This is a genomic window from Micromonospora sp. NPDC047644 (assembly GCF_040704315.1).
Taxonomy (GTDB): domain Bacteria; phylum Actinomycetota; class Actinomycetes; order Mycobacteriales; family Micromonosporaceae; genus Micromonospora.
In genome coordinates this window covers 393668-409200 of the sequence record NZ_JBEYSY010000001.1, presented here as the reverse complement: position 1 = coordinate 409200, position 15533 = coordinate 393668, and the positions used below count along the sequence as shown (strand labels likewise).

The window sequence follows — 15533 nt, the reverse complement described above, 5'->3', positions numbered from 1 at the left end:
CCTGGCCAAAGGCCGTACGCTGCAACGCATGCGTACGTGCCGGGCGTCTGCCGCCGGAAAGCTCACGGTGGTCCTGGCCACGATCGTCGTTCTGGCCGGCTGCGGCGGGGGTCCCAGCCCACGGGCCTGGGCGGCCTCGGTCTGCGGCGCCCTCACCCCGTGGCGCTCCGAGATCAACAAGCTGACCAGCAGCACGGACGAGCAGATGACCGCGCAGACCACGCCGGCGCAGGCCAAGGAGAACCTGGTGCGGCTCTTCGACGGGGCGGAGCAGGCCAGCGAGGCCGCGCGCCGCAAGGTGGAGAAGGCGGGCATCCCGGAGGCGGAGAACGGCGAGGCCATCTCCGCGGGTTTCCGCACCTCCCTGGGGAAGATGCGGGACGCGTACGGCCGTGCCCGGGACACCATCGACGGCCTGGGCACCGGCGAGGCGACGGCGTTCTACGACGGCGTGCGGGCCGCGGTGGAGACCCTCAACAAGGAGTACGACGCCGGCGCGCTGGACACCAGCAAGCTCAACTCCGAGGAGTTGAAACAGGCATTCGACGAGGTGCCGGAGTGTCGCTGAGCGGGCTCGGTGACACCGGGAAGGCGCAGCCGCCCCCGGCGCTGTTTCCCGCGCCCGAGTCCGACACGCCCACTCCCGGGCGACGCCGTGGCGGCGCGCCGCAGGACCGCTCGTCGCCCGACGTTCGCAACGGCCCGCCCCAGAGCGACGACGCGGACCGGCAACTTGTCTTCTTCGGCGCGGACGCGGCCGAACCGACCGTCGCCGACCTGGCCGGGCTGCTGGCCGGGCCGGCCGAGGTGGTCCGGATGGGCGGGACCGCCCGGCTCTCGGTGCAGGTGGACGCCGCCTGGCGGGTGCACGTGCTCGTCGCCGAGCTGGCGGCGCGGGGGTTGGCGGCGAGCTGGGAGCCGACCGAGGGCGCGGGACACGCCGTCCGTACGTCGTACACCCGGGTCTTGAAGCCGCTGGCGGCCGCCTGGCTGCAGGGTACGACGAAGCGCCCGCCGGCCGCGTTCCACCTGACCGGTCGGCGGTTGCGGCTGTGGCTCGCCGCCGCCGGGACGCCGGAGCCTCCGGACTGCTTCCTGTTGCGTCTGGGCGTCGACGACCAGGAGTGTTGGGAGCCGATCGGCGTGGCGCTCGCCTCGGCGGGGCTGGCCGGAACGTTGCTCGGCCCGGGTGAGGGCGGCCCGGCGTACCGGATCACCGGCCGCCGCCGATTGGCGCGGCTCGCCGAGCTGGTCGGCGGGCCGCCGCCCGCAACGCCACTCGAAGCCTGGCCGACCTGACCCACCCCTCATCGCGTCGATCATGGAGTTGTGCTGGTGGACGTATTGCTCGTCCGTGGCTAAAACGCCCACCATAAGTCCATGATCGACGCGATTGGGCGGCGGCTTGGGACGGTGTGGCCGGGTGTCTGGTGCCGGACAGACGGCGGGTCGATCCAGGCGGAAAACGGGTGGGTCGTGGGCCCACCATCGTCACAGTGACCCGCTTCGAGCCCTACCCACGGTGTACGGTGGCGCCGTCCGGCAGTGCCGAGCGCGGCGGAGTGGCGTCGACAGCCGCGTCGAAGCGGTTTGCGGCCCGCGAAACCCGAAACGCGGGCGGCGCGTTACGTTGGACATCCGGACCGCCGGTGCGACGGCGGGGTCGAAAGCGGTCGCTGTCCGGGCGCCGGCAGGCCACGAGCAGGAGTGAGGTCGGGGAGAGACGTGCCGAGCAACGCTGGAACCACCCGTCTGGTCATCGTCGAGTCACCGGCGAAGGCCAAGACGATCTCGGGCTACCTCGGCCCGGGGTACGTCGTGGAGGCCAGCTTCGGTCACGTCCGCGACCTGCCACGCAACGCCGCCGACGTGCCGGCCAAGCACAAGAAGGAGCCCTGGGCCCGGCTCGGGGTGGACGTCGACAACGGCTTCCAGGCGCTCTACGTCGTCTCCGCCGACCGTAAGCAGCAGATCAGCAAGCTGGTGAAGCTGGCGAAGGAAGTCGACGAGATCCTCCTGGCGACGGATGAGGACCGTGAGGGCGAGGCCATCGCCTGGCACCTGGTCGAGACGCTCAAGCCCAAGGTCCCGGTCAAGCGGATGGTCTTCCACGAGATCACCAAGCCGGCGATCCAGGCGGCGGTGGCCAACCCTCGGGAGATCGACCGCGATCTGGTGGACGCCCAGGAGGCGCGCCGGATCCTCGACCGCCTGTACGGCTACGAGGTCTCCCCCGTGCTGTGGAAGAAGGTCATGCCGCGGCTCTCGGCCGGCCGGGTGCAGTCCGTGGCGACCCGCATCGTGGTCGAGCGGGAGCGCCAGCGGATGGCCTTCCGCACCGCCGAGTACTGGGACATCCTGGCCACCCTCGCGGTGGCGAACGCCGGCGAGGGCCCGCGGAACTTCAACGCCACGCTGATCGCGTTGAACGGCGACCGGATCGCCACCGGTAAGGACTTCGAGCCGACCACCGGTCGGGTCCGGGCCGGCGCCGGCGTCGTGCACCTCGACGAGAGTGGCGCCCGGGGTCTCGCGGCCCGACTGGAGGGGCGGCCGTTCACCGTCACCCGGGTCGAGGAGAAGCCCTACCGCCGTCGCCCGTACGCGCCGTTCATCACCTCGACCCTCCAGCAGGAGGCGGCCCGCAAGCTGCGCCTGTCCTCGCAGCAGACGATGCGCACCGCGCAGCGCCTGTACGAGAACGGCTACATCACCTATATGCGTACCGACTCGGTCAACCTGTCGGAGACCGCCATCTCGGCGGCCCGCCGACAGATCGTCGAGCTGTACGGCGAGCGCAGCGTTCCGCCGGAGCCGCGCCGCTACACCGGCAAGGTGAAGAACGCGCAGGAGGCGCACGAGGCGATCCGCCCGGCGGGGGACAACTTCCGTACCCCGGGTGAGGTGGCCAAGGAGCTGTCCGCCGAGGAGTTCAAGCTCTACGAGCTGATCTGGCGGCGCACCATCGCCTCGCAGATGACCGACGCGGTCGGCTCCAGCGTGTCGGTGCGCATCCGGGCGGTCTCCACGTCGCAGGAGGAAGCGGACTTCGGCGCGACCGGCAAGACCATCACCGACCCGGGCTTCCTGCGCGCCTACGTCGAGTCGAGCGACGACGAGAACGCCGAGGCCGAGGACGCCGAGCGCCGGCTGCCCACCCTGGTCAAGGACCAGCCGCTGACCGCCGACGAGCTGGCCGCGCAGGGTCACCACACCCAGCCGCCGTCGCGCTACACCGAAGCGTCGCTGGTCAAGGCCCTGGAAGAGCTGGGCATCGGCCGTCCGTCGACCTACGCGTCGATCATGCAGACGATCCAGGACCGGGGGTACGTCACCAAGCGCGGCCAGGCGATGATCCCGACCTTCCTGGCCTTCGCGGTGATCGGGCTGATGGAGCGGCACTACCCCCGCCTGATCGACTACGACTTCACCGCCACCATGGAGAACGAGCTGGACGAGATCGCCGGCGGTGACCACGCCGCGGTCGACTTCCTCACCGCGTTCTACTTCGGCAGCTCCAACGGTGCCGGCGACCAGGACATCGCTCGTTCCGGCGGGCTCAAGAAGCTGGTCACCGAGAACCTCAACGACATCGACGCCCGCAGCGTCAACTCCATCCCGCTCTTCACCGACGACGACGGCCGCGAGGTCGTCGTGCGGGTCGGCCGCTACGGGCCGTACCTGCAACGGGAGCTGCCCGGCGGCGAGCAGCCGGCACCGGCCGCTGCTTCGGGCGAGGGCGAGGAGGCCGGTGCCCAGGGTGACCGGGCGCCGATCCCCGAGGGCCTGGCCCCGGACGAGCTGACCCCGGAGAAGGTGCACGAGCTGTTCCTCGGCGGCAGCGGCGAGCGCAAGCTCGGCGACGACCCCGGCACCGGCGAGCCGATCGTGCTCAAGTCCGGCCGGTTCGGCCCGTACGTGTCCAGCGGCGAGCGGAAGTCGTCGCTGCTGCGTACGCAGACCCCGGAGTCGCTGACCCTGGAGGAGGCGCTCAAGCTGCTCAGCCTTCCCCGGCTGATCGGTGTCGCGCCGGACGGCGTCGAGATCTTCGCGAACAACGGTCGCTACGGCCCGTACGTCAAGCGGGGCGAGGAGTTCCGTTCGCTGGAGTCAGAGGACCAGATGTTCACCGTCGGTCTGGACGAGGCGCTGGCTCTGCTGGCCGCCCCGAAGACCCGTGGACGGCGAGCCGCGGCACCGCCGCTGCGCGAGATGGGCGTGGACCCGGCGACCGAGAAGCCGTTGGTGATCAAGGACGGTCGGTTCGGTCCGTACGTGACCGACGGGGAGTTCAACGCGTCGCTGCGGCGCGGCCAGACGCCGGAGGCGCTGACCATCGAGGAAGCGTCCGAGATGCTGGCCGAGAAGCGGGCGAAGGGTCCGGCGCCGCGGAAGAAGGCGGCGGCGAAGAAGGCCCCGGCGAAGAAGGCGACGGCCACCAAGAAGACGGCTGCCGCCAGCAAGTCCACGGCCGCGAAGAAGACCACCACTGCCAAGGCGACGGCGGCGAAGAAGGCTCCGGCGAAGAAGGCCGCCCCGCGCAAGGCCGCCACCAGCACGGAGTAGCCCGCCGCGCCGTCCGACCCGTCGGGTGGCACCGTTCCGACGCTCCAGATCTTGGACAGTTTCCGACGGAAACTGTCCAAGATCTATTTTGTGGTGTTTCGGGTCACGCGAGCGGCCGGGGCCTTCGCGGTTTCGCCGGTACCGTCGTACCGTATGGCCATGCCGACAAGGAAGAGGCGTGCGGGCGGAGAGAAGCGGGATGCCGTTCTCGACGCCGTTGCCGGCGTCCTGGCCACCCGCGGCTACGAGAACACCCGCTTCACGGACGTGTCGGCTGCCGGTGGGGTGGCCATCAGCACCCTCCAGACCTACTTCGGCTCCCGCGAAGACATGATCATCGAAGCGATGCAGGTGTTCACCGACCGGGAGGTGGAGGCCCTGCGCGCCGTCTCCACCGCCGAGGACGATCCGTGGCGACGACTTGTCGCGTTGGTCGACCGGAGCCTGCACAACTCGGAGCAGACCCGACAGGTTCTGGTCGAGTTCTGGCGCTCCGCGATGCGCGACGACGAGCTGCGCGACTACAGCGCCAACGTGCAGGAGCGGTACCGGGCACCCTTCCTGGCCGCTGTCCGGGAAGGCGCTGCCCGGGGTGCGTTCACGCTGGCCCACGACGCCGAGGCGGTGACGGACCTGCTGCTCTCGGCGCTGGCCGGTCTGATCATCTCTCGCGTCCAGCACCATTCCACGCCGGCACCGGCGGACTTCCGCGATGTTCTCCTGACCCAACTCAGGCTGATGCTGGGCGTCAACGGCTCCCAACCCGAACGGATCGAGGCACGATGACCACCGTCGAGATCACCCGTTTCCGCGTTCCCGACGAGCACGCGGACGCCCTGCTGGCCGCGCGGCCGGCGATGCTGCGGGACTTCCAGGCCGACCGTGGTGGCTTCCTCGGTGCGCGACTGATCCGGCTGACGGCCGACGAGTGGCTGGACGTCGTCTTCTGGGCCTCGTCCGAGGACTACGCCGAATCCCGCAGCCGGGGCGCCAACCTGCCCGGCATCCAGACGTTCTTCTCGCTGATCGAATCAGTGATCAGCATGGAGGAGGGCACGACCACCGACCTGGACCAGCCGTGATCTGGACCGCCGGCTTCCGTACCGGGTTGCTCAGCCCGTACGAGCAGCTCCAGTTCAGCGAACCCCGTGGCTTCGCCGATCAGACCGTCCGTCAGGTGCTGCACCTGGCCGGCGGCGGGGAGGCATTCCGGGTACGGCTGACGAACCGCTACGGCCGCACCCCGTTGACCATCGGAGCTGCCACGGTCGCCGTCGACGGCCAGTGGGTGGCTCTCACCGTCGACGGCGCGGAGCGCCACGTCATCCCGGCGGGCGAGGAGGCGGTCACCGACCCGGTGGGCATCCCCGTCGCGGCCGGCACGGATCTGGTGCTGAGCCTCTACCTTCCGGAGCGGACCGGTCTGGCCACCCATTCGCACAAGCCGGCCGAGGTCGCCCGGATAGTCGACGGGAATCACGTCACCTCTCCCGATCTGGTGGGGGCCGAGCAGGTCGAGGCCCGGTACCACCTCGCGGGCGTGGACGTGCTCGCCCCCCGGGACACCGCTGTCGCCGTGGCCTTCGGCGACTCCTGGTTCGAAGGCGTCGGGACCACGACGAGCGCGAATCGTCGCTCGGTCGACGTCCTCAACCGGCGTCTGAAGCGCGGGTGGGTGGTCAACCAGGGCATCGCCGGCAACCGGCTCCTGCGTGACGGTGTCGGTGAACACGCGCTGGCGCGCTTCGACAGTGACGTCCTCTCCATCCCCGCCCTGACCCACGTCCTGGTCCACTTCGGTATCAACGACCTCGGTCTCCCGGTCATGTTGGGCGAGCCGGCCGTCACCGCCGACGCTCTCGTCGGGGGCTTCCGGGCGCTGGCCGACCGCGCCCACGGCGCCGGCCTGCGGATCGTCGTCGCCACCATCGGCCCCTTCGCGGGTGCCGGCCCGGAGATCAGCACGCCGGCTGGCCTCGCCACCCGACGCGAGGTGAACGACTGGATCCGTACGACGGACGCCTTCGACGCCGTCTTCGATGTGGCGAGCGCCGTCGCGGATCCGCACGCCCCCGACCATATCCACCCCGCGCTGGACAGCGGCGACGGCATGCACCTGAACGACCGGGGCGCGCAGGCGATGGCCGACGCGGTGAACCTGGACGACCTGGCGCTCTAAGGCTGGTCACCGCGACGGCGCGTACCGAGGTGAGCCGTCAGACCCCGAGGACGTGCTTCAGGTGGGGGTTGGTGAAGACGCGGTGGGGGTCGAGCCGGTCGCGGACGGCCTGGAAGTCCGCGAAGCGGGGGTACGCGGTGGCCAGCGAGGCGGCGTCGCGGTAGTGCAGCTTGCCCCAGTGCGGGCGGCCGCCCAGCCCGGCGGTCACCTGCTCGAAGGCCCGGAAGTACGGCTCGTACGGCATGCCGACGTACTGGTGCACGGCGATGTAGGCGTTGTCCCGGCCGTAGCCGTGCGAGAGCCAGATGTCGTCGGCGGCGGTGAATCGCACCTCCACCGGGAAGAGCACCTTGAACGGCAGGCCGTCCACGATCCGCTGGAGCGCGGCGAGCGCCTCGGGCAACGCCTCCCGGGGCAGGCCGTACTCCATCTCCACGAAGCGGACCCGGCGCGGTGTGCAGAAGACCCGGTCGGAGCGTCCGGTGTACTGCCGTTCGGTGAGGGCGCGGGCGGACACCGCGCTGATCCCCGGGGCCAGCGCGGGCACGGCTCGGCCGAGTCGGCAGGCGCCGGCGAAGACCCGGTTGGACAGGAAGTCGTCGTCCACCCAGCCGCGCCAGCGGGACAGCGGCCGGTCGTTGGCGGGTACCCGGTCGTTGGCCTTGACCTGGACGCGGGACGTGTACGGGAACCAGTAGAACTCGACGTGGTCGTGCCGGCCGATCAGCTCGGGTAGTTCGCCGAGCACGTCGGCGAGTTCGGCCGGTCGTTCGTGGGCGCGCAGGACGAAGGCGTCCACGCAACGCAGGGTCACCTCGACCAGGACGCCGAGCGCGCCGAGCGACACCCCAGCGGCGGCGAGGACGTCGGGGTGCTCGTCGGCGGAGCAGCGCAGCACCTCGCCGGTGCCGGTGACCAGGGTGATCGCCTCGACGAAGGTGGAGAGGCACCCGTAGCCGGCCCCGGTGCCGTGGGTGCCGGTGGAGATCGCCCCGGCGACGGTCTGCGCGTCGATGTCGCCGAGGTTGGGCAGGGCGAGGCCGTGCCGGGCGAGCAGGCCGTTGAGCGCGTGCAGGGTCATGCCCGCCGGCACGGTGACCAGTCGGTGTGCGACGTCCACGCTGACGGTGGTGTCCAGGTCGGACAGGTCCATCCGACGGTCGTCGGCGAGCGCGACGGCGGTGAACGAGTGGCCGCTGCCCGTCACCCGGATCCGACCGCCGTCGTCGGCGGTGGATCTGACGGCTTCTGCGACCTCGCTCGGCGAGCCGGGGCGCAGGATCGCGCTGGCGCTGCCACGCTGGTTCCCGGCCCAGTTGGACCATCCAGCCCCGAGGGGTGCGGTGCGGACCATGCGCGCTCCTCATTCATGAATATGAACTGACTTCATATCAGGAACGTTCTAGCTGGTAAATACCGCAATTGCGATCCGCTCGTTGTACCGGTAGTCACGGACTCGTGACGTGGAGATATGTTCATCCGTCGAAGGGGGGTGGCGCAGAGTGTCCACACCAGCCGCCACGACCGGGCCGCTGCGCCGCGTACCGGTGCAAGGTCGAAGTGTCGCGCGGGTACAGCGCATGTTGGATGCCTGCGCCGAACTCGTCGACGAGGTGGGGTACGAGGGGCTGACCACCACCCTGCTGGCCGAGCGGGCCGAGGTGGCGATCGGGTCGGTCTACCAGTTCTTCCCGGACAAGCGAGCCATCGTGCAGGCGTTGACCCTGCGGACCATGGAGTCCTACCTCCAGCGCCTCGACGAGCGGTTCGCCTCCGACGAGATGACCCACTGGTGGGACGGCGTCGACGCGGGCATCGACGAGTACATCACGATGCACCGCACCGTCCCCGGCTTCCGTACCCTGCACTTCGGCGACGTGGTCGACCTGCACCTGCTCGACGAGCAGCGGGACAACAACGGCGTGATCGCCGACCAGTTGGCCCGGGTGCTCACCGAGCGTTTCGGGCTCACCGACGTGCCCAAGCTGCGCTTCGTGCTGGAGATCGCCGTCGAGGCGGCGGACGCGCTGATCAAGCTCGCGTTCCGTCGGAAGTCCGACGGTGACGAGCGGGTGCTGCTGGAGGCGAAGGCGTTGATCCGGGAGTACCTGCACCGCCAGGTCGACGGCCCGGAGAACGGTCGGCCCGTGGTCGGCCAGCAGGCCGAGGCGCCCCAACACGCCTGAGTCGGCGTGGGGCGCCGGCCCCGGCCGGCGGTGGTGGGGGCGGCTGTCCGGTCTCAGAGGAAAGCCTGCCCCTCACCCCGGTAGGTGGGGACGGTCGCCACGAGCCTGTCGCCCTCGATCAGGTGCAGCTCGTTGACCCGTTCGCACAGCTCACCCGCCTTGGCGTGCCGGAACCACACCCGGTCGCCGACGCGCAGCCCGGCCGCCGCCGCTCCGGACAGCGGGGTCTGCACCTCGCCGGCGCCCTCGGTGCCGACCAGCTTCAGCCCGGCCGGTAGCCACGGCCGGGGCAGTCGACTGTCGGCGGCCGGGCCGGAGGCGATCCAGCCACCGCCGAGCACCGTCGCCAACTCCGGTGTCGGTCGGCGGACCACCGCGCAGGCGAAGAACGCCGCCGGGGTGGGCCGCCAGGCGCGGTAGGCGTCGAAGAGCGTCGGCCCGTACAGGCCCGATCCCGCGGTGATCTCGGTTACCGCGGGATCGGCGCTGGTCGCGGCCATGCTGCCGGTGCCGCCGCCGTTGACGAACTCCAGGTCGGCGTGCTCGCGTACCGCAGCGACCGCCGCACCACGGCGGGCCAGCAACTCCCGGTACGACCCGCGCTGGGCCAGCCTGATCGCGCCCGCCAGCAGCGTCTTACCCGGCGGCGCGTCACCCAGGCCGGCGATCTGCGCCTCGTACGACATGAGCCCGACCAGCCGGAAGCCGGGCCGACCGGCGACGGCGGCGGCGAGCGCGCCGGCCGCCCGAGCGCTGTGCACCGGTGAGCGACGGACGCCGACGTGCACCCCGCGCACCGGTCGCCAGGAGGCGTCCAGATCCAGGCAGAGCCGTAGCTCGGCGCGCTGCCCCGGGCCCGTGACGGCGTCGACGAGGTCGAGTTGGCCGGCGCTGTCGATCATCAGGGTGATCGCGGCGGCGAGTGTCTGGTCGGCGCACAGCTCGGCGAGGGCGGCCCGGTCGGCGCTCGGGTACGCGACCAGCACGTCGTCGCTGACGCCGGCGCGGACCAACCAGATCGCCTCGGGCACCGTGAAGGCCATCACGCCCTGCCAGCCGGGCCGGGCGAGGGCTCGGCTGATCAACTCCCGACTGCGGACCGACTTGCTGGCGAGCCGGACCGGTTTTCCGGCGGCTCGGTCGGCCAGAGCGGCCGCATTGGCGTCGAAGGCGGTGAGGTCGACCACCGCGTACGGGGGGTCGAGGTGGGCAGTCGCCCGATCCAGGCGCTCGCGAAGTTTGTCGCTTTCGATGGCCACGTGTGCACGCTAACTGTCTGACGGAGAATGCGAAATACCCTCGCGTACGTCCGGGCTGCGGTCGGTACCTCCAGCGGCCTAGGCTCAGCGAGCAGGAGAATGTCGCCCGGGGGGTGGCCCCCACCGGGTCTAGAGTGTTGCACCGGAGGTGCCCAGCGATGGGCCGGCACGTGGAGGTACGGCCATCGAAAGCCAGAACAGCGGCGAGTCGCCCGGCGTGTCGCGTTCGAGCGACAAGTCGGGCAACGGCGCCAACCCGTCCAGCGGTGGTCAGGCAGACCCGTCCGGTTACGCCGCCATCCGGTCCGTGTTGCGCATCCGGCCGTTCCGCCGGCTCTGGATCGTGCTCGGCGCAGCCTCCTTCGGTGACTGGCTCGGCCTGCTGGCCACCGCCCTCTTCGCCGCCTCGCAGGTGCAGGGCAGCACCGCCCAGGGCGCCGCGTTCGGCGGGGTCACCGCGATCCGGCTGCTGCCCGCGCTGGTGCTCGGCCCGGTGGCCGGCGTCTTCGCCGACCGGTTCGACCGCCGCTGGACGATGGTCATCTGCGACCTGCTGCGCTTCGTGCTCTTCGCGTCCATTCCGCTCTACGCCCTCAGCGGGGCCGCGGGCGGCCTGGTGGTCGGCTGGGCGCTGATCGCCACCTTCCTGATCGAGTCGCTCACCCTGCTCTGGATCCCGGCCAAGGAGGCCGCGGTCCCGAACCTCATCCCGCGGGCCCGGCTGGAGGCGGCCAACCAGCTCACCCTGATCACCACCTACGGCCTCACCCCCGTCGCCGCCGCCATCGGCCTCGCCGTGCTCGACCGTGGCGTCCGTGGTGCCGTCGGCGGCGACCTGCCCTCGTGGGCCGAGCCGGCCCAGCTCGCCCTCTGGTTCAACGCCTTCTCCCGGCTCGCCACCGCACTGGTGGTGGCATTCGGGATCAAGGAGATCAGCGAGGCGCAACGGGGTGAGGCCGAACGCTCCGAGCAGAGCATGTTCCGGCAGTTCTCCGAGGGCTGGAAGTACATCGGCAAGACCCCGCTCGTCCGCGGCCTGGTGCTGGGCATCTTCGGCGCGTTCGCCGGCGGTGGCATCGTGGTCGGCACCGCCAAGTTCTTCGCCAACTCACTGGGTGCCGGTGATGCCGCGTTCTCGCTGCTCTTCGGCGCGATCTTCGTCGGCCTGGCGCTCGGCATCGGGCTCGGCCCGATGGTCGTCAAGGAAATGTCCCGGCGTCGCTGGTTCGGCATGAGCATCGTGCTGGCCAGCGCCGCGGTGATGACCCTCGCCTTCGCCATCCACCTGTCCATGGCGATCGTCGGCGCGGTGCTGGTCGGCGCCGGTGCCGGGATGGCCTTCCTGGCCGGCACCACGCTGCTGGGCGGGGAGGTGGCCGACGAGGTGCGGGGCCGGGTCTTCGCCGTGGTGCAGATCGGCACCCGACTGGTGCTGATCCTCGCCATCGGGCTGAGCAGCGTGTTGGTCGGCGTCGGTGGCTCGCGCAAGCTGGAAATCGCCGACCTCGGCATCTCCGTCTCCTCCACCCGACTGCTGCTGCTCGCCGCCGGTGCCGCCGGCATCTTCGCCGGCATCAGCGCGTTCGGCCAGATGGACGACAAGAAGGGCGTCCCGGTCCTCGCCGACCTGTGGGGCTCCATCCGGGGTCGCCCGCTGATGCCCGCCGAGCCGTTCGTCTCCGCCGGGCTCTTCGTGGTCTTCGAGGGCGGCGAGGGCGCGGGAAAATCCACCCAGCTCACCGCGCTCTCCGAGCGGCTGCGCGGGCACGGCCGGGAGGTCGTGGTCACCCGCGAGCCGGGGGCCACCGGCGTCGGCCGGCGAATCCGGTCGCTGGTGCTGGACACCTCCGGCGACGACGCGCCCTCGCCCCGGGCCGAGGCGCTGCTCTACGCCGCCGACCGGGCGCACCACGTGGCCACCGTCGTCCGGCCCGCGCTGGTTCGGGGCGGCGTGGTGATCAGTGACCGGTACGTCGACTCGTCCCTGGCGTACCAGGGCGCCGGCCGGACCCTGCCCGTCGACGAGGTCTCCTGGCTCTCCTCCTGGGCCACCGGTGGGCTCAAGCCCGACCTGGTGGTGCTGCTGGACGTCGAACCGCGCACCGGCCTGTCCCGGGTGGCCTCGCGCAACACCGGCACCGACCGGCTGGAGGCCGAGTCGATCGCCTTCCACGAGCGCGTCCGGTACGCGTTCCTCGACCTCGCCGCCGCCGACCCGAAGCGCTACCTGGTGCTCGACGCGTCCCGGCCGGCCGACGAGATCACCCAGCTGGTGGTCCGGCGGGTCGAGGAGTTGCTCGGCAAGCCGGGTGGCATCGTGCACCCTCGGCCCGCGCAGGGCCCGGACACCTCGGTGCAACCTGAGTTATCCGACGCGGAGCTGGTGACGATGGAGCACAAGACCTGATGCCCGACGTCTTCGCCGACCTGGTCGGTCAGGACGAGGCGGTGGTCGAGCTGCGGCGCGCCGCCGCGGCCGCCGCCGCCGTCCTGCGTGCCGGCGCAGCCGCGTTGGTCACCGCCGGCCCGGCCGGCGGTGGCGGGTCCACGGCCGACGAAGCGGTGACCGGCGTGGACCCGTCCGCCGGGATGACCCACGCGTGGATCTTCACCGGGCCTCCCGGATCCGGCCGCTCGGTCGCCGCCCGCGCGTTCGCCGCCGCACTCCAGTGCGTGCACGGCACCGGCTGCGGTGAGTGCCCCGGCTGCCACACCACGATGGGTGCCACCAACGCCGACGTACGGATGGTGGTGCCGGAAGGGCTCTCCATCGGCGTCGGCGAGATGCGCGCCCTGGTACTCCGCGCGGCCAGCACCCCGTCCGGCGGGCGCTGGCAGGTGGTGGTCATCGAGGACGCCGACCGGCTCACCGAGGCCGCCGGCAACGCGCTGCTCAAGGCGATCGAGGAACCACCGCCGCGGACGGTCTTCCTGCTCTGCGCCCCGTCCACCCACCCGGATGACATCTCGGTGACCATCCGGTCGCGCTGCCGGGTCGTACCCCTGCGGCAGCCGCCGGCCGCCGCGGTGGCCGAGGTGCTGGTGCGTCGGGACGGCATCGCGCCCGACGTGGCGCAGTGGGCGGCGGCGGCCGCGCAGGGTCACGTGGGTCGGGCCCGCCGGCTGGCCCGCGACCCGGAAGCCCGCAAACGACGCGAGGCGGTGCTCGCGGTGCCCCGCCGGTTGACCGGTGTCGGCGCGGCGTTCGACGCGGCGTCCGCACTGATCGAGGCGGCCGAAGCGGAGGCCGAGGCGTCGGTCACCGAGGCCGACACGACCGAGCGCGCGGCGCTGGAGACCGCGCTCGGCGCGGGCGGCACCGGCCGGGGCGCGGCCGGGGCCCTGCGAGGCGCCGCCGGGCAGCTCAAGGAGCTGGAGAAGCGGCAGAAGTCCCGGGCCACCCGGGCCCAGCGGGACGCACTGGACCGGGCGCTCGTCGACCTCGCGGGCTTCTACCGGGACGCGCTCACCATGGCGCTGCGCGCACCCGTCGCCCCGGTGCACACCGACACTGCCGCGCTCGCCGGTGCCGGCGCGCAGAAGTGGGACGCCGAGGGCGCGCTGCGCCGGTTGGAGGCCGTGCTCGCCTGCCGCGCGGCGATCGAGGCGAACGTCAAGCCGCGGATCGCGGTCGAGGCGATGATGCTCGCCCTCTGGAAGGGCTGACCCGCACTTCCCGGCCGTTGTCCACAGGCATCGACAGGCCCGATTCCGGTGCGGTACGGTCCCTGTGCCGTGGTGACGGTGGCACCACACTGAGTGATGAATCACCCGGGAGGAGTCGGCCGATGCCGCGGGGGGAGATCGACGAGGCCTGGATCGAGGAGGCGGTGCGGCGCTACCGCCGGATCGAGTCCCTCCAGGCCGAGTTCGACCAGGCGGTGTCGACCGTCGAAGTGACCGTCCGCTCGCCGGACGGCCTGGTCGAGGTGGTGGTCACCGCCGGTGGACGGATCACCGACGTCCGTTTCCTCGGGCCGCTGCACAGCCGCAGCCCGCGCGACGTCGCCGGTTCCGTGCAGGCCGCGGTCACCGCGGCGGCCGACGCCGCCGAATGGGCCCGGGAAAAGCTGCACAACGAGACGTTCGCTGCCTACCGACCGCTCGCGGGGGCCTGAGATGGACACACTGCGCGCGCTCTCCGCCCGACTGGACGAGGCGAGCGCCACGCTCACCGTCGTCTCGCACACCGTCACCGCCAGCGATCCGGCCCAGGCCGCGTTCGGCGCCGACGCGCCGGGCCGTCCGGGCGAGATCGGTCGGGCGCTGCACCGGCAGTGGACCACCGCCACCGACGACCGGGCCCGGGAGGCCCGCACCGCGGCCGGTCGACTGGCCGCCGCCGCGGCTGCCGTGCGGGAGGCCGCCGACCGCTACGCCGAGGTCGACCGGGCGGCCCGCCGCCGGCTCACCGGGGAACCGTGATGGACGCGCTGGACCGGCTCGCCGAGCCCGGCCTCGACCTGCTCCGCCGGGTGGACAGGCTGATCGCGGCCGGTGTCCCCGAGGGGCACCGGGTCTGGCCGCTGCTGCGCCGCATGCAGGTGCTGCCGGGCGACGCGGTCCGCGGCTTCCTCGACCTGCACCCCGTGCCGCTCGCCAGCGCCGGCCACGCCGTGCGCCGGCTCGTCCGGGGGTACGACGACGTCTCCGCCGCGCTCACCGACCCGGTGCTCTGGTCCGGTCCGGCCGCCACGGCGTACGGGCAACAGCGGGCGGCGCTGCTGCGCCACCTCGACGAGGGGCCGGACAGCCTGGTCGGGCGACTCGAATCCACCGCCGGTTACGCCGACGCCCTCGCCGACTGGGTGGAGGGCAGCCGACTCGCGCTGGCCCGCACGTTGGCCGACGTGCTCCGCTCGGCCGAAGCGGTCGCCGTGGTCGCCGCCACCGCCACCGGTGCGTCGACCCGTCCCGGGCCGGTCGGGCCCGGCGTGGCCGACGCCGCCGAGATCGCCGCACGGGTGCTGGCGGTGCTTTGCGTCGCGTACGACGGGGCGGAGACGCTGCTGCGTCAGTGGGGGCCGAGCCTGGCCGAGACCGCGTGGCGTCCGCCAACGGACGGGCGTCCCCACTACGACCAGCCCACCCGGGTCGGCTGGTAGCCGAGCCCGACCCTCCGACCGTGGTCGAGTCGCCCCGCATTTCGGCCTTCCGGTCGTGGCTGCGTCGCCCCGCCTTTCGGTCTCCAGTCGTGGCCGTTCTGCCTCGGACAGGCCACGGCGTCGCTCGCGGGCACCTGCCTGAAGCCGGCGCTCACGGCGACGCCGTGGTCTTCCCCCTGCACCCCCCGCAGGTCTGCCTCCACTCAACGCCGCCGAGGCACGTCTTGTCTCCTGCCCG

The 15533-nt window shown here is 72.0% G+C and carries 14 protein-coding genes; 12 read left to right on the top strand and 2 right to left on the bottom strand.

What is annotated here, in order from left to right; genetic code table 11:
• The first annotated feature begins 28 nt into the window (after window positions 1-28).
• The 6 genes from AB0877_RS01925 to AB0877_RS01900 all read left to right on the top strand — a co-directional run bounded on the left by AB0877_RS01925 (window position 29) and on the right by AB0877_RS01900 (window position 6745).
• Window positions 29-568 carry a hypothetical protein gene (locus AB0877_RS01925; protein WP_366605770.1) on the top strand — a complete coding sequence of 180 codons (540 nt, stop codon included), beginning with the start codon at window positions 29-31 and terminating at the stop codon, window positions 566-568.
• Window positions 559-1299, top strand: coding sequence for a hypothetical protein (locus AB0877_RS01920; protein ID WP_366605768.1), 741 nt, complete (start codon window positions 559-561; stop codon window positions 1297-1299). Before AB0877_RS01925 ends, AB0877_RS01920 begins: the two co-directional genes overlap by 10 nt.
• A gap of 426 nt (window positions 1300-1725) precedes the next feature.
• Window positions 1726-4566, top strand: coding sequence for a type I DNA topoisomerase (gene topA, locus AB0877_RS01915; protein ID WP_366605766.1), 2841 nt, complete (start codon window positions 1726-1728; stop codon window positions 4564-4566).
• A 159-nt stretch (window positions 4567-4725) separates the two neighbouring features.
• Complete coding sequence (locus tag AB0877_RS01910; RefSeq protein WP_366605765.1) at window positions 4726-5352, top strand: TetR/AcrR family transcriptional regulator; 627 nt, start codon at window positions 4726-4728, stop codon at window positions 5350-5352.
• Window positions 5349-5648, top strand: coding sequence for an antibiotic biosynthesis monooxygenase (locus AB0877_RS01905; protein WP_366605763.1), 300 nt, complete (start codon window positions 5349-5351; stop codon window positions 5646-5648). Before AB0877_RS01910 ends, AB0877_RS01905 begins: the two co-directional genes overlap by 4 nt.
• Window positions 5645-6745 (top strand): SGNH/GDSL hydrolase family protein, encoded by a 1101-nt coding sequence (locus AB0877_RS01900; RefSeq protein WP_366605762.1) that lies wholly within the window; start codon window positions 5645-5647, stop codon window positions 6743-6745. The genes AB0877_RS01905 and AB0877_RS01900 overlap by 4 nt, the downstream gene beginning before the upstream one ends.
• A gap of 37 nt (window positions 6746-6782) precedes the next feature.
• Here AB0877_RS01900 and AB0877_RS01895 read toward each other — a convergent pair whose 3' ends face one another.
• Entirely contained in the window at window positions 6783-8099 is a 1317-nt protein-coding gene (locus AB0877_RS01895; RefSeq protein ID WP_366605761.1) for a D-arabinono-1,4-lactone oxidase, read from the bottom strand.
• A 226-nt stretch (window positions 8100-8325) separates the two neighbouring features.
• Between AB0877_RS01895 and AB0877_RS01890 the strand changes: the two genes are divergently transcribed.
• A complete protein-coding gene (locus tag AB0877_RS01890; RefSeq protein ID WP_366605759.1) occupies window positions 8326-8931 on the top strand; it encodes a TetR family transcriptional regulator in 606 nt (201 codons plus the stop codon).
• A gap of 53 nt (window positions 8932-8984) precedes the next feature.
• Here the strand turns inward: AB0877_RS01890 and AB0877_RS01885 are convergent, their stop codons facing one another.
• Complete coding sequence (locus AB0877_RS01885; RefSeq protein ID WP_366605757.1) at window positions 8985-10190, bottom strand: amino acid deaminase/aldolase; 1206 nt, start codon at window positions 10188-10190, stop codon at window positions 8985-8987.
• Window positions 10191-10497: 307 nt separating this feature from the next.
• Between AB0877_RS01885 and tmk the strand changes: the two genes are divergently transcribed.
• The 5 genes from tmk to AB0877_RS01860 all read left to right on the top strand — a co-directional run bounded on the left by tmk (window position 10498) and on the right by AB0877_RS01860 (window position 15295).
• Window positions 10498-12597 (top strand): dTMP kinase, encoded by a 2100-nt coding sequence (tmk, locus tag AB0877_RS01880; protein ID WP_366606167.1) that lies wholly within the window; start codon window positions 10498-10500, stop codon window positions 12595-12597.
• On the top strand, window positions 12597-13856 hold the full coding sequence (locus tag AB0877_RS01875; RefSeq protein ID WP_366605755.1) for a DNA polymerase III subunit delta': 1260 nt from the start codon (window positions 12597-12599) through the stop codon (window positions 13854-13856). The genes tmk and AB0877_RS01875 overlap by 1 nt, the downstream gene beginning before the upstream one ends.
• Before the next feature lie 122 nt (window positions 13857-13978).
• On the top strand, window positions 13979-14308 hold the full coding sequence (locus AB0877_RS01870) for a YbaB/EbfC family nucleoid-associated protein (protein WP_053659404.1): 330 nt from the start codon (window positions 13979-13981) through the stop codon (window positions 14306-14308).
• Between the two features lies 1 nt (window position 14309).
• The gene (locus tag AB0877_RS01865; protein ID WP_366605753.1) at window positions 14310-14615 is read left to right on the top strand and encodes a hypothetical protein; all 306 of its coding nucleotides are present in this window, start codon (window positions 14310-14312) and stop codon (window positions 14613-14615) included.
• Complete coding sequence (locus AB0877_RS01860; protein ID WP_357235045.1) at window positions 14615-15295, top strand: hypothetical protein; 681 nt, start codon at window positions 14615-14617, stop codon at window positions 15293-15295. Before AB0877_RS01865 ends, AB0877_RS01860 begins: the two co-directional genes overlap by 1 nt.
• The last annotated feature ends 238 nt before the right edge of the window (window positions 15296-15533 follow it).

Coding starts and splice junctions, on each gene's coding strand:
- AB0877_RS01925 (WP_366605770.1), top strand. CDS start 29: ATGCGTACGTGCCGGGCGTCTGCCGCCGGAAAGCTCACGGTGGTCCTG.
- AB0877_RS01860 (WP_357235045.1), top strand. CDS start 14,615: ATGGACGCGCTGGACCGGCTCGCCGAGCCCGGCCTCGACCTGCTCCGC.
- AB0877_RS01905 (WP_366605763.1), top strand. CDS start 5,349: ATGACCACCGTCGAGATCACCCGTTTCCGCGTTCCCGACGAGCACGCG.
- AB0877_RS01910 (WP_366605765.1), top strand. CDS start 4,726: ATGCCGACAAGGAAGAGGCGTGCGGGCGGAGAGAAGCGGGATGCCGTT.
- AB0877_RS01895 (WP_366605761.1), bottom strand. CDS start 8,099: ATGGTCCGCACCGCACCCCTCGGGGCTGGATGGTCCAACTGGGCCGGG.
- AB0877_RS01870 (WP_053659404.1), top strand. CDS start 13,979: ATGCCGCGGGGGGAGATCGACGAGGCCTGGATCGAGGAGGCGGTGCGG.
- AB0877_RS01875 (WP_366605755.1), top strand. CDS start 12,597: ATGCCCGACGTCTTCGCCGACCTGGTCGGTCAGGACGAGGCGGTGGTC.
- AB0877_RS01865 (WP_366605753.1), top strand. CDS start 14,310: ATGGACACACTGCGCGCGCTCTCCGCCCGACTGGACGAGGCGAGCGCC.
- AB0877_RS01890 (WP_366605759.1), top strand. CDS start 8,326: ATGTTGGATGCCTGCGCCGAACTCGTCGACGAGGTGGGGTACGAGGGG.